This window comes from Pseudomonas sp. No.21 (assembly GCF_054558415.1).
In genome coordinates this window covers 39,011-52,983 of record NZ_BAAJNO010000001.1, presented here as the reverse complement: position 1 = coordinate 52,983, position 13,973 = coordinate 39,011, and the positions used below count along the sequence as shown (strand labels likewise).

12 protein-coding genes are annotated in these 13,973 nt (G+C 60.4%); 9 read left to right on the top strand and 3 right to left on the bottom strand.

What is annotated here, in order from left to right; translation table 11 throughout:
* Nucleotides 1-194 precede the first annotated feature (194 nt).
* From ACYJSS_RS00230 to ACYJSS_RS00200, 7 genes are all read left to right on the top strand, one after another.
* Complete coding sequence (locus tag ACYJSS_RS00230) at nt 195-1,709, top strand: DUF6531 domain-containing protein (RefSeq protein WP_236206545.1); 1,515 nt, start codon at nt 195-197, stop codon at nt 1,707-1,709.
* Nucleotides 1,710-1,840: 131 nt separating this feature from the next.
* Nucleotides 1,841-3,292: an RHS repeat domain-containing protein gene (locus ACYJSS_RS00225; RefSeq protein WP_236206544.1), complete on the top strand. Its 1,452-nt coding sequence runs from the start codon at nt 1,841-1,843 to the stop codon at nt 3,290-3,292.
* 13 nt (nt 3,293-3,305) lie between these two features.
* Nucleotides 3,306-6,077: an RHS repeat-associated core domain-containing protein gene (locus tag ACYJSS_RS00220; RefSeq protein ID WP_373875166.1), complete on the top strand. Its 2,772-nt coding sequence runs from the start codon at nt 3,306-3,308 to the stop codon at nt 6,075-6,077.
* A gap of 260 nt (nt 6,078-6,337) precedes the next feature.
* Nucleotides 6,338-6,646 (top strand): hypothetical protein, encoded by a 309-nt coding sequence (locus tag ACYJSS_RS00215; RefSeq protein WP_146603071.1) that lies wholly within the window; start codon nt 6,338-6,340, stop codon nt 6,644-6,646.
* A gap of 1,196 nt (nt 6,647-7,842) precedes the next feature.
* Nucleotides 7,843-8,100 carry a hypothetical protein gene (locus tag ACYJSS_RS00210; protein WP_043246445.1) on the top strand — a complete coding sequence of 86 codons (258 nt, stop codon included), beginning with the start codon at nt 7,843-7,845 and terminating at the stop codon, nt 8,098-8,100.
* 88 nt (nt 8,101-8,188) lie between these two features.
* Nucleotides 8,189-8,428: a CopG family ribbon-helix-helix protein gene (locus ACYJSS_RS00205; RefSeq protein WP_043246443.1), complete on the top strand. Its 240-nt coding sequence runs from the start codon at nt 8,189-8,191 to the stop codon at nt 8,426-8,428.
* Between the two features lie 178 nt (nt 8,429-8,606).
* Nucleotides 8,607-9,815, top strand: a complete 1,209-nt coding sequence (locus tag ACYJSS_RS00200; protein ID WP_236206542.1) for a hypothetical protein — start codon at nt 8,607-8,609, stop codon at nt 9,813-9,815.
* Nucleotides 9,816-9,907: 92 nt separating this feature from the next.
* On the opposite strand, the gene ACYJSS_RS00195 is transcribed toward ACYJSS_RS00200, so the two are convergent.
* Together ACYJSS_RS00195 and ACYJSS_RS00190 are read right to left on the bottom strand one after the other, a co-directional pair.
* Entirely contained in the window at nt 9,908-10,588 is a 681-nt protein-coding gene (locus tag ACYJSS_RS00195) for a class I SAM-dependent methyltransferase (RefSeq protein WP_236206541.1), read from the bottom strand.
* Nucleotides 10,589-10,602: 14 nt separating this feature from the next.
* Nucleotides 10,603-11,493 carry an NAD(P)/FAD-dependent oxidoreductase gene (locus ACYJSS_RS00190; protein WP_236206540.1) on the bottom strand — a complete coding sequence of 297 codons (891 nt, stop codon included), beginning with the start codon at nt 11,491-11,493 and terminating at the stop codon, nt 10,603-10,605.
* Between the two features lie 163 nt (nt 11,494-11,656).
* Between ACYJSS_RS00190 and ACYJSS_RS00185 the strand changes: the two genes are divergently transcribed.
* Together ACYJSS_RS00185 and ACYJSS_RS00180 are read left to right on the top strand one after the other, a co-directional pair.
* Nucleotides 11,657-12,115, top strand: coding sequence for an Rrf2 family transcriptional regulator (locus ACYJSS_RS00185; protein WP_236206539.1), 459 nt, complete (start codon nt 11,657-11,659; stop codon nt 12,113-12,115).
* Nucleotides 12,116-12,247: 132 nt separating this feature from the next.
* Nucleotides 12,248-13,084 (top strand): AraC family transcriptional regulator, encoded by an 837-nt coding sequence (locus ACYJSS_RS00180; RefSeq protein ID WP_459479081.1) that lies wholly within the window; start codon nt 12,248-12,250, stop codon nt 13,082-13,084.
* Nucleotides 13,085-13,088: 4 nt separating this feature from the next.
* On the opposite strand, the gene ACYJSS_RS00175 is transcribed toward ACYJSS_RS00180, so the two are convergent.
* The gene (locus ACYJSS_RS00175) at nt 13,089-13,904 is read right to left on the bottom strand and encodes a protein phosphatase 2C domain-containing protein (RefSeq protein ID WP_236206537.1); all 816 of its coding nucleotides are present in this window, start codon (nt 13,902-13,904) and stop codon (nt 13,089-13,091) included.
* Nucleotides 13,905-13,973: the final 69 nt, after the last annotated feature.

The window sequence follows — 13,973 nt, the reverse complement described above, 5'->3', positions numbered from 1 at the left end:
TGCTCAATGTACAAACCTCCAGGCACGCACCGTTAGCACCCAACCCTGCTTCCGCTGACGACTGTCACAGACCCTGACCGAACGACCCGTTACAGTTCTGACGTACAGGGAAGACCGATTGGGCAAACCACTGCGCCGCGATAAGCGCTGTCACATCAATACCCAGTAATTTTGCAAACTAAGGATGGTCCAAATTGCAAACTCGTTTCTTAGCAAAGCTCGGCACCCTGCTTGCTTTGCTTCTTATAGCCTCTACCGCCAAGGCGGAATATTTTTATTGGTGGGCCCCCATCTACGGATTCGACAAATTCCCCTCACGCGATGCGGCAGCCCAAGCGGTACTTTCTATCTATACAGAAAATGACAGAGACTATTACAGCAACTATTCCATAACAAGCATTGATTATGTACGAGAAGGAACTTACATAGTAGAGATGCTTGGCTACTTCGTCGGGACAACACCATCGCGCGCCAACAACCTTGTTTATCTTGGTGGCGATAGCTGCCCACCTGGTGCGTCCTATGACACTATTTCGTATAAATGCAGCAGCCCGCTACTGGATGCTAATAAAGGCCTACCACCTACTGACTTGACCTGTGCAGTCCCGAATGACCGTCAGGGAAACCCAATAAATATATCTATTGGCAACAAGGTCCAGACTATCGTAGACGCCCCAGCTGCAAGCAACTCACTCATCAGCCTTACGAGAACCTACAACAGCGCTGATGGTGTATGGCGACACAGCTACTCGACCCATCTAGAGAAATATGGAAGCTCGTTGATTCTTGTTCGCGCGGATGGCCGCGAGACAAGATTCCAGTTGCAAGAAGGCGTGAATAGCTATGGCATAGCGGCTAGCGGCATCCTCACCCGCCAAGGGGAGGAATGGTTATTTGAAGAGCCTAACGGCACCAAACTCGCCTTCAATTCGGCACTTCGGCTTTCAAAAATCACTGAAAAAAATGGTCAATGGCAAGCGCTGACTTACTTCGACGCCCTCATAACCATTACCGACTCTTTCGGCAACACGGCCACTCTCCGACAGGATGCTGAATATCAGCCCAAGCTATTTGCAATGGGAGAAATGTCCATCAGCTACACGTACAACTCCATCAGAAGGTTGACTGCTGTTACCACCACCCGAGGCGCAGCTGTTTCCAGCCAGACCTATCAATACGAAGACGCCAACCCCAACCTCCTCACCGGCATCACCGACGAGCGCGGCATCCGCTACGCCACCTGGACCTACGACGACCAGGGCCGGGCCATCTCCAGCGAGCACGCCGGCGGTGCGGAAAAGGTCACCGTGGCCTACAACGCCGACGGCTCCTCCACCGTCACCAATGCCCTCGGCAAGCGCACCACCTACCGCTTCCAGACAATCCAAGGCATACGGCGCATCACCGCCATCGAAGGCGAACCCTCGGCCAATTGCCCCAACAGCAATTCCACCTTCACCTACGATGACCGTGGCCTGGTGAAGACCCGCACCGACAACAAGGGCAACGTCACCACCTTCGATTACAACGAACGTGGTCTCGAAGTATCCCGCACCGAAGCCTTCGGCACGCCCCAGGCCCGCATCGTCACCACCACCTGGCACCCGACCCTGTTCCTACCGGCCACCGTGACCGAGCCTGATCGCATCACCACCTACAGCTACGACAACCAAGGACGACCACTCAGCCAAGTTGTCACGCCGCACTGAATCAAAAAGGATTGTGACTAATGCTTGCACTACCGCCTTCGGGGAGCTTTAAAACTAGGCTTTGGCAGCTCTGCACTTCCCGGCGACATTTATCTGCTTCGGCTTACGTCTCAAATAAAGCTAGTGCCTCAATGAACCATAAAGACATTCAAAAAAACTGGAACCCCTTACTGTATTTGGCGATTCTTTTAACTTCTTCCCAGAATGCCAGCGCTACGACTTATTATTGGCGAGTCGCCACACTAGAATTCGGTGTCCATGCTAACAAGAGCCCTGTTGCCGCGTGCTCTTCTTATGCGTCCACCCGAAACTGGCCCTATTACGGCATTGAACTCTATACTTTTGACGGAAAGTGTACATTTAAAGATCAATCCGGCTCGTGGAGAACCGAGATAATTTATAGAATTGGTGACTCCTGCCAGACCAATTCAAGCTATAACCCCTTGACCGGCGAGTGCGAAGCCCCCGACCCCGATCTTGCAGCGTCTCCAAAAGGCATGCCCGACGAAGCCACCTGCCCCTTAGCAGGCAATACAATCGTTTTTTCCACGGGAAATAAAATTCAGACCGAAGACCTGCTACCGAACTTAAATCTCTTCTATAACTCCAGCGATGGAGTGTGGCGCCACAACTACTCAGACCAAATAACTACCCAAGACAATCACATAACCATCACAAAAAACGACGGTAAAGCTGTACACTTCACAAACGCTGGCAATCCTTTGCTTACACCAAACCTGCCAAGAACCGGCTCACTAATAATAGAAAACGGGCTGTTCACTTATATCACTCAAGAAAATAAAATCCTGAACTTCGATAGCAGCGGCAGGCTTTCAAGAGTCATCAGTAACGATGAAACCACATATATAAATCAGTCAGCAGACACGACCATTATAAAGCTACCCACCAAAGAAATAGAGCTAAAAACACGAAACACAGCGCTGCTCTCCGCCAAGTTAGGGGATATAAAAATCGACCTTACTTACAATGCCCATGGAAAGCTTTCGCGATTAAATTACTCTAACGGAGAGACCAGAAACTATTTCTATGATGATCCTCGCAACCCCAACCTCCTCACCGGCATCACCGACGAACGCGGCATCCGCTACGCCATCTGGGCCTATGACGACCAGGGCCGCGCCATCTCCAGCGAGCACGCCGGCGGCGCCGAGCGCACCCTGGTGAGCTACAACGCCGACGGTTCCTCCACCGTCACCAACGCCCTTGGCAAGCGCACCACCTACCGCTTCCAGACCATCCAAGGCATACGACGCATCACCGCCATCGAAGGCGAGCCCTCAGCCAACTGCCCCAACAGCAACTCCACCTTCACCTACGACGACCGGGGCCTGGTGAAGACCCGTACCGACAACAAGGGCAACGTCACCACCTTCGACTACAACGACCGTGGCCTCGAAGTCTCCCGCACCGAAGCCTACGGCACGCCCCAGGCCCGCACCGTCACCACCACCTGGCACCCGACCCTGTTCCTGCCGGCCAGCGTGACCGAGCCCGACCGCATCACCACCTACAGCTACGACGACCAAGGACGCCCACTCAGCCAGAGCGTAAGCCCGCGCTGATCTGCACAAGGACTTGCCCATGAAACCCCTGCACCACCACTTGAGCGTCCTCACGCTCGCCCTGGTCGGCACCCTCGCCGCCACCGGCCTCCAGGCCGCCCCGCGCAACTGGAGCTACACCTACACCGCCAGCGGCCAGATCGAAACCGCCGATGGCCCGCGCACCGATGTCCAGGACATCACCCGCTACGCCTACGACGCCCAGGGTCACCTCACCAGCGTCACCAACGCCCTCGGCCACATCACCCAGCTGTCCAGCTTCGACAGCTACGGCAACCCGCAGACCGTCATCGACCCCAACGGCGTCACCACCGCCCTCACCTACACCCCGCAGGGCTGGCTTGCCTCGGTCAGCGTCGGCGGCGGCAGCACCGCCTTCGAGCACGATGCCATCGGCCAGATCACCAAGGTCACCCGCGGCGATGGCAGCTGGCTCGCCTACACCTGGGACGATGCCCGGCGCCTGACCAAGATCACCAACAACCTCGGCGAGCAGGTCGAGTTCGACCTCGACGCCATGGGCAACCGCACGGCCCAGCGCATCAAGGACGCCTCCAACAACCTCACCCAGCAGCAACAGTGGGTGTACGACGAGCTCGGCCGCCTGCTGCGCTCGGTCGGGGCTGGTGGCCAGACCCACAGCAAGCAGTACGACCTCAACGACAACCCCACCACCGACACCAACCCGCGCCAGTTCAGCCACACCCAGGCCTATGACGCCCTCGACCGCCTGGTCTCCAGCACCGACCCGCTGAACAAGGTCACCAGCCTCGGCTACGACGCCCAGGACAACCTCACCCAGGTCGTCGACCCGCGCGGTGTCACCACCCGCTACGAATACGATGGCCTCGGCAACCTCACCCAACTCATCAGCCCCGACAACGGCACCACCACCTACGCACACGACGCCGCCGGCAACGTCATCCGCAAGACCGATGCCCGCGGCATCGTCACCACCTACAGCTACGACGCCCTCGACCGCCTCACCGGCCGCCAGTACCCCGCCACCCCCGCGCTCAACGTCCAGTACCACTACGACATGACCGCCAACGGCAACAAAGGGGTGGGCCGCCTCACCGCCGTGCAGGACGCCAGCGGCGTGCTCGGCTACAAGTACGACGAGCGCGGCAACCTCATCGAGCAACTGCGCTCCGTGGCGGTATTGGGGAGCGATCAGTACGACACCCTCGGCTACGCCTACGACGCCGCCAACAACCTCATCCGCATCGACTACCCGGCCGGCTTCAGCATCCACTACAGCCGCAACGCCGCCGGCCAGGTCAGCCAGGTTGGTTTCGCCGTGGGCAACGCTACGCCCACCAGCCTCGCCAGCAACATCGGCTACGCCCCCTTCGGGCCGCTCAAGAGCCTCACCTGGAACAACGGCATCGTCCTCACCCGCACCTACGACCAGGACTACCAGCTCACCGCCCAGCAGGTCGGCAACTGGCAGAGCAGCTACAGCCACGACGCCAACGGCAACATCACCGCCCACGCCCACAGCCTGTTCGGCAGCCTCGACTACCAGTACGACGCCCTTGATCGCCTGACCGAGGAAAAGGCCGCCGCCAGCCGCAAGGCCTATGCCTACGACGCCACCGGCAACCGCAGCTCGCGCACCACCTACGCCACCAGCAACGGCAGCGAAGCGCAGACCGCCAAGCAGACCCTGCACTACGCCCCCGACAGCAACCGCCTCGCCCAGCGCAGCACCAGCTACGCCGTCGAAGCCGATGCCGCCGGCAACTACACCCGCTACAGCCAGAGCCGCCGCTACACCTACGACGACCAGGGCCGCCTCAACGCCGTCACCGACGAGGCCGGCACGCCCATCGCCACCTACGCCTACAACGCCCTCGGCCAGCGCGTGCTCAAAGATGTGCAGCAAGGCACCGCCCACACGCCCTACACCTACCTCTACGGCCCCGACGGCCAGGTGCTCGGCCAGGTGCGCTACACCAGCAGCGGCAAGAAGAGCAAAGCCAGCTACTACGTCTGGCTCGACAGCCTGCCCATCGCCCAGATCGACCTCGGCTACGACGCTGCCGGCACCACCATTGCCAGCACCACCCTCACCTACCTGCACAGCGACCACCTCAACACCCCGCGCCTGGCCACCAACCAGGGCGGCAACCTGGTGTGGAGCTGGCAGAGCGATGCATTCGGTGTGGGGCAACCCAACACCTATGGCAGCAACATCGATGTGATCCTGCGCTTCCCGGGCCAAGTCGCCGATGCGCACAGTGCGCTCTACTACAACTACTTCAGGGACTACGATCCGGAGACCGGGCGGTATGTGGAGAGTGATCCGATTGGGTTGGATGGGGGATTAAATACCTATGGATATGTAGAAGGTAATCCCCTGGGCTACTTCGATGCGTATGGTTTAACAGCTGAAGGAAACCATAAACTTGATCAAGCACAAGTAGACCGAATCAAAGAGCAATTAAAAGACCCAAACCTCGACAAAAAAACTAGAAACGCACTGCAGAAAAAGCTAAAAACTCATGAAAAAGCTATGGGGGAGAGAGGTAGTCGAAAATCCAAGGGGGGAAAGATCAGATCTATTCGCGGCCCACTTATTCACATCGAACTTGCATGCATCGCTGGCGCAGCTCCTTGTGCACTGTGCGAAGAGCTTAACTTCCCTAATCCCAACTGCCCTGTAGATCTACGGTGTGAAGAAGAACACAACACTCCAGCGTCACATGCTCAAGCCTCCCCTTCATTTCCGGGCTGGAGCTCACCTACGCGCCCAGACATCATTGACCTAGGCCAACAATGACTAGTTTTGTAGATAGGTTAGCCGGCGAAGGCAACGTGCTAAGTCGACGAAGCGATATCGTAGTGCGGGTAGCGCGAGGATTGTGGAGTGAATATGAGTCGCAATCGGCGCGGTCGAATGCCCCCTTTGTAAGGATAAGACTCATATCCCTAGCCTGACAACAGCACTTACTCCATCTCGGAGCTAGCATGCGAAGTCAATAACAAAATACGAGTTATGTGATAGTTCAAATATATGAAAAAGAAACATTAGGAGGCCACATGCCTTGGTACGCTATAAGAAATGTATATCTCTTTGGGAAGAAAGAGGATGGAAAAAATATTTTTGAAGAGCGCACAGTCTGTTTTGAAGCGCCGGACCTTGAAACAGCCTACCTAAAAGGTGAACAGGAAGCAGTTGAATATGCAGAATGCTGCGGATTTGAATCTCACCCTGAGCAAGCTTGCTTTTTACAAGATGGAGAGTCTTTGATAGATGGCTATGAGGTCTGGTCTGAACTTTATGAATCAGAGAAAGATCTAGCCACATTTTATGCTGACAGGTATACAGCATATGAATATAAGCCTTGACTTTAGGGCAAACAATTATCAAGCGTGCGAATCGAAGCTCACCTCAATTTCCTGCCGCCGGTTGAGACGACAACAGCATGGCTTGGGTTGCGACCACAACATTACTCAACGAGTTACCTCTTCGACTAACCCGCCTCAGTTGCTGTCGGGATTTGAGTTGTGTTTGCGTCGAATGAGGCAATGCTCAGCCATTGATCGCATATTACTGTCACCAGCCCCCCAGCAGGCCGCTCTGACCACGGTTTCAGGTTGTACCAGCACGGCGTTCAAGTTGGTGCAGCGCCTACAACCTAGCCTGTACTAATGCGATTTCACACTGCCAACCACTGGCATGGGCACCTATTTACGCAGTAGCACCTCCTCGACAATCGATGCCTCAGAAGACTAAAAATAGAGTTCTCAAAATTAATAAATCACTATACACATGCATAACAGCAGGCATCTCCGCCCTGTGTTTTTTGTTGTGGAAATTTACAGATGAGAAAAATCCAGAATTCATTGCATTAGTGGTATTTTTTTCGATTTTAGCGGCAAAATTTTTCTCCCCAAATCGAAATTTAGCCTTGGGTTTAACCAGAATAAAATCCTATGACTGGATAACTGCAATAGGTTTCTCTGGGGCACTTGCATACACCGCAAGCAACGAATCACTCAAAACAGCTCTGATGCTTTTTGGGGTGCTATTTATTTTCGCCATATCATGCGTGATTCGGATCAGGAGGTAATCAATAAACTTTGATCAGTGCAGTTTAAAGGCAAGATGCATTGAAGGGCTTCATGAGAAGGGATGGCCACGCGTAGCCCGGCGAATAGATACTGACTATATCCCCTTGCCCTCCCGCCCCCTCCTCCCTATCCTGCCCCGGCCACGGTCAATCCCGTGGCCGGGTTTGACAGCCCGAAACTAACGGGCGCGAATGCGCCACGACGTGCATGCGAGAAACAGCGAATGTTTTTTGCAGGCATCGGTACGCATGCAGCTTTCATAGCTGCTCTGCTCTATGGCAGATCGCGCGGGGAGACCTTCGCGGTCTGCCGGTTCCCGTTAGCCGGTCTGTCAACCCCGCGCGGTCTGCCACCCTTCGATTGACAGCGAATTGGTGCCAGCTCCTGACCCCATAACGGAGAACCACCATGCACGAAGCTTATGTCCCTCTTGCTCACCCCCTCCACGTATCCACAAAGGAGGCCTCGGCATGAACAGCGCCCCTCTAATCGATTACAAGGAGCAACGCATCCAGCAGTTGGTCGACCACCTCGACACGCGACTGCACACCACCCAGGTGATGGCGGAGTTGCTCCTGGATTTCGCAGCCTTGCGCGACGGCGCTGACTACCCCTACCTCAGCCGATACCGGGAAGGGGCCTTGATGGACGCGATGGTTCACCTGTCGCGCAACAACTATGAGGACTTCTGCAAACTGGCGGAGTTGGCGCAGTTGCCGGGTAAATAGCCGGGACCCCGTCCCATCTACCTGAGGATTCGCCTGGAGCAACCGTGTTGCTCCAGGCGATACAGCCCGACCGTACATGGAGGTCGCCATGTCACTCGTTTCGCTCACTATTTCCGAGAAGGTCGCCCAGTACCTGGCCAGCCTGGCCAAGGCCACTGGCCGCAGTGAAGACTCCCTGGCGGAGGAAGCGCTGTGGCAATACCTGCACCGTGAAGTCTGGCAACTGGCGGAAACAGAGCGCGCCTTGAAGGAGGCTGATGCCGGCGACTTCGCCAGCGATGAGGAGGTGCAGGCCGTACTGGAGAAATGGTCCGGCGATGCATATTGAGTGGCTGGGTCACTTTGCCGACGCGCCGACCACCGGCCACCCCTCCTCCACGGATTCAGGCCTCTCTCACAGAATTCCCTCCCCAGCTCCCCCGATAATCGCGGCCTCAAGTACAACCCGATCCCCCACCCATCCGCTGCCGCCGGCAGCCGATGGAATGAGCCCGACAGGACGCACCATGGCCAACGCCCCGAGCCCCGCTCTCGCCGCAATCGATTACGACCGCATCCAGGCCCTGCTGAACTCGGAGTACGTGGAAGAGCACTTCCACGCGTACATCGAAGGCAATGACAACGACGAGTGGGTGACCCTCGAACTGGACGATGGCGAGGAGACGGAGGCGTTCGTCGTGTTCGACCAGCACCGCATCCGCGTCGCGGTGGAGAATTTCGACAGCCCGGCCGCCAGGAACGGGCACAGCGACCACCGCCACTACATCTTCAAGCTGGTGGACCACGAGACCCGCGAATACGAGGTGCGCTACCAGCCCGTCGAGGTGGATGCAGAGGGCGAGGACACGCTCGATACCTTCCCCATCGCCGAGCAGAGCGCGGCGATCCAGGAAAGCGCCGTGAAGCACTTCGAGGCGCTGGAGGCCTACATCGCCGCCAAGGACGAGCAGCTGACCAACATCAAGGCCAACCTGCCGCCGGCGATGATCCTCAACGTGCTGGGCAACATGGATTCCTTCGATGCGCTGAAGTCGGAGTTCGAGGAAATGGCCGCCGCAGCCTTCGTCGACACCTATCGCCTGGACCCGGAGTTCAGCGAACTGGTGAACGACGACCGCATGCCCCGCTCCTACTCGGCCTGCATGGACCGCACCGAGCCCTCGATGACCGACCAGGACTGGGAGAACATCGAGAACCACACCGCCTCCGCCTACTTCATCGTGCGCAACATCTTCTCCGAGCGGACGCGCATCTCCGTGGCGATGGTGACCGCGCGCTGCCTGGGCAACCTGATCGACAAGGGCATGATCACCGCCGCCAAGATCGAGACCGCCGGCCTCGCCCATGGCCTCGTGCGCTGGCGCGAGCTGATCACCCAGATGACCGACGCGGTGGAGCAGCGCGACCAGAAGGCCATGCTGCTGGCCCTGTACAAGATGTTCGTGCGCAAGCCCATCAGCGACGACGACAAGCTCTACACCTGCGGCATGCAGAACCTGGGGCTGCCGGACTTCGTGATCGCCTTCGGCGAGGATGCGGAGCCGTCGGAGCAGGAGCAGATCGACTCGGTCGCGCGCTTCGAGAAGGCCTTCCTGGCGACCTTCGGCCTGGAGGAAGCCAGCGAGCCGCTCACTCCCTACAAGAAGCGCCCCGACTTCGGCTACAAGCTCGGCGACCTGCGCCACAACCCCTTCGGCTATACCCTGATCGGCTGAGTCGGCGCCTTCGGCCATGCAACGAGCCCGCTCCGTGGAGCGGGCTTTTTTTCGGCTGCCAGCGACTCCACTCCGGTGCTCGCCGGATCGGCCTACCAACCCGGCCGATACCCCACCCAGCCCCTGAAGGTGAAGCCGGCGTAGAACAGCTCGACGCCCTCGAAACCGGCCTGGCGTAGCAGCGCCTCATCCTGCTCGGGCGAGAGCAGCGGCAAACGTTCGCTGATGGCCACAATCGCACTCCCGGCCTGGGCGGCGGGAACCCCGGATGCCGTGGCGAAGGCTGCGTAGCGCCTCAGCCAGCGCGTACGTTCCCCAAGCGGTTGCGCAACGCTGTGGTGGGCGACCACCAGCGGCGCGCCGGGCTTCAGGCGCAGCAGCAGCTCCCGGAGCGTGCGCAGGCGCTCTTCCTCCGGCAGGAAATGCAGCGTGAGCAGGCAGGTGGCGCCGTCGAAGGGCTCAAGGGAAGTCGATTCGATATACCCCTCGTGCAGGTCCACGCGCGCCTCGAGCTCGCCCAGGGTCTGGCGGGCCAGGGCGAGCATGTCCGCCGACGGGTCCACCCCGACGAAGCGCCAGCCGAGCTGCGCCTCGGCGAACACCTTCAGCTCCAGGCCACCACCAGCGCCGAGCACCAGCACCCGGCCCTGCGCAGGCACCCGCTCGGCCAGCAGAATGCTCGCCATCCGCTGCAAGGCATGGAACCCGGGCACCTGGCGGACAGGCCCCTCCGCGTAGCGGGCGACGGCCTGCGGGTCGGAAAACGCTTGCATGGGCGCCTCCACCATCAGTGGCTGTCGAAGATCAGTGACTGGTGCGCGGCGGCACCGGCCAGGGTCCCATCGCCCACTGCCAAGGGCACCGAGCCGCCCATCCGCGCCGCATCACCGCAGGCGTAGACGCCCCTGACGCTGGTCGCCTTCATCGCGTCGGTGCGGATGATCCGGCCGTAGAAGCCCTCGTCGAACTCGCAGCCCAGCATCTGCGGCAGCGAGCTGGCGACATCGATGCGGGTGGGCACGAACAGCCCGTCCAGGCTGATCACCCGCCCGTCGTGCAGCACCACATCCAGCTCGCCGTCGATACTGCGTACGGGCTCGTGCTCCAGCGTCACGCCGCGCGCGGCGAGCTTGGCCAGTTGTTCCGCGTCGGGCTCGAACGCCTCATTGAGGAACAGCGTCGTGCTGCCCCAATCCGGCAGCAGCAAGGCCAGGTGCATGGACATGGCCGAGGTGGCGATGACGCCGATCCGCCCTTGCTGCAGCTCGTAGCCGTGGCAGTAGGGGCAATGGAACACCCGGCTGCCCCAACGCTCGGCCAGGCCGGGAATCTCGGGGAGCTGGTCGACGACACCGCCCGCGAAGATCAGCCGGCGCGCCTCGCGCGGTTCCTCGCCCTCGATCTCGACACGGAAACCCCGCGCCGTCAGCGCAACGGCGACGGCCTTGCCGGTGAGCCACTCGACCGTCTCGTAGGCCATTACCTGCTCGCGCGCCTGGCTGGCGATGGCACCGGGCGCGTTGCCATCCTGGGTCAGGAAGCCATGTGAGTGGGCGGCGAAGCGGTTACGCCGCAGCCCCTCGTCCACCACCAGGATGCGCCGGCGCGCCCGCGCCAGGGGCATGGCCGCCGACAGGCCCGCATAGCTACCGCCGATGATGATCACGTCGTACTGCATCGCTGCTCTCCTCCGTTGCTCGCCGGCATCCGGGCCTCGGAATGGCCGGCTGATAGTCATGAAACTTTTAGAGCTACATGATAGAGCGAGGATTTTTTATCACGCAACTTATAAAGTGGCGTCATTCATTCCACCTGACGCAAGGCGCAACAGAGGCAACTCGATGAGAAAGGACAGCAGGCTCTCCCGCATGCTCCACGTGCTGCTGCACATGGCCCGCCACGACCAGCCCTTCACCTCGGAGCAGATCGCCCGGATGCTGGACACCAACCCAGTGGTCGTCCGCCGCACCATGGCCGGCCTGCGCCAGGCGGGCTACGTAAGCTCCGAAAAAGGCCACGGCGGCGGCTGGAGCCTGGCCGGCGACCTGGAAACCATCACCCTGCTGGACATCCACAACGCGGTCGGCGGCCCCAGGATCTTCGCCATCGGCATCGAGAACGAAACCCCGGAATGCGCCGTCGAGCGCGTGGTCAACGCCGCCCTGGAAGACGCCCTGAACCAGGCCGAAGCGCTGCTCATCGACCGCCTCGGCGCCATCACCCTGGCGGAGCTGGCACGCGACTTCGACGTGCTGTGCAAGGCGAGCGGCTGGGGCGTCGAGGGGCGACACCAGGAGTGATGTCTAGAGCGGGCGACTGAACTCGCCCCTACAATTCGGCGCCCGGCACTTCCGTCGATAGCCAGGCCGCAAGAACGATCAAATCCCCCCTTTGCTCCCCTGCTAACGTCGCCCCGTCTTCAAGGAGCCCCTATGCCAAGCATCGAGAAAGTCCTGTGGTTCATCGAAACGGAGCTGGGCTCCGAGCTGGATCTCGGGCATGTCGCGCGCCAGTTCGGCCTGTCGCCTTTCGCCCTGTCGCGGTTCTTCTCGATGGCGACGGGCTGGTCGGTGATGCGCTACATCCGCGCGCGCCGGTTGAGCCAGGCGGCGCTGGCATTGGGCGAGAGAAAGCGCGACATCCTCGATATCGCGCTGGATGCCGGCTACGGCTCCCATGAAGCCTTCACACGTGCCTTCAGCGACCTGTTCGGCGTAACGCCCCGGCAGGTTCGCGAACAGGGGCACGGGAACCTGTCACTGGTGGAGCCTTTGCGCATGAAAGAAATGAGCTTCGTGGAACTGTCCGAACCCCGTTATGAAACCCGTGCCGAATTCATCATCGCCGGCCTGGGCGAACGCTTCACCTTCGACCGCAACGAAGGCATCGTCGGCCTGTGGCAGGCCTTCGTGCCTTATCTGGGCAACATCCCCGGGCAAACCAGCTACGTCACCTACGGGCTGTGCTGCAACCCGGGCGAGGACGGCAGCTTCGAATACATCGCCGGCGTCGAGGTGCCCCGTACCGAGGGCCTACCGCCCGCCCTGCGCCATTTCAAGGTGCCCCGGCAGGACTACGCCGTGTTCCGCCACCTGGGCCACATCTCGACCATCCACCAGACCTTCCTCACCATCTTCAACAAGTGGCTGCCCGAGTCCGAGTACGTCTTCGCCGACGCCCCGGAATTCGAGCAGTACAGCGCCGATTTCGATCCGATGGAGGGGACGGGGTTCGTGGAGGTATGGGTGCCGGTGGTGCGGCGCGGGTAGCGCCCTACCCCACCCGCAACCAGATCACCGAGGCATCGTCGCTGGCCTTGAAGCGCGGGTAGCGCAGGCAGGCGGCGTCTTCGAGTTCGATGCGGCGCAGTTCGGCGGCCAGGGGCAGCAGGCCGCTTTCCAGCACGCGGGCCACCAGGGTGGCGGCGTCGTAGTGGCGGTAGGTGTCGAACAGCGCGGCGAAGCCATCGGTCATCAGCAACAGGTCGTCGCCCCTGGCCAGCGGCGCGCGGGCGTAGTGCATGCCGGCCTTCGCCTGCTCGGCGTCGACGCTCAGTACCGCCTTGGGGCGTTCGCGGGCGGCGCGGCGGTCGGCCAGCACGTGGGCGCTGCGCACGTTGTCGGCACCGGTGCCCGGGCCCAGGGCCGCGGCTTCGGCCTGTTCGGTGTCGCGGTTCGGCTCGGGGGTGAGGAAGGCGACGCCGCTGGCGCTGCGGTGGATGACGACGCAGTCGCCGAGATGGCCGCAGGCGAGGCTTTCGCCCTCGATGGCCACGGCGGCGAGCGAGGCGCGGGGCAACTCCCAGTGGGCGACCGGCTCGCGCTGGCGGTCACGCGCATAGTCCGTGGCGACGCGGTCGAACACCCCGTTGCACAGTTCCGCCAGCGGGCCCGAGGCGCTGGCGAACGCGCGATGGGCCGCGCCGGCCAGCCAGGCCGCGCCGCCGCGCTCACCCATCAGCCCCGGCTCGCCGAGGTCGGTAGCGCCGTCGATGACCCAGGCATGCTGCTCGGCGCTGCCGATGCGGTCGTCGTTCGGAACCGAGTTCTTGCCCGCGAGGCTGAGGGTCTGGATCAGGTCGAAATGCATGGGGGTCCCTTCAATGGCCAGGCTGAATCAGCGTCGCATTCTAGCCTTCGCCCATTCCGAACAGGACAG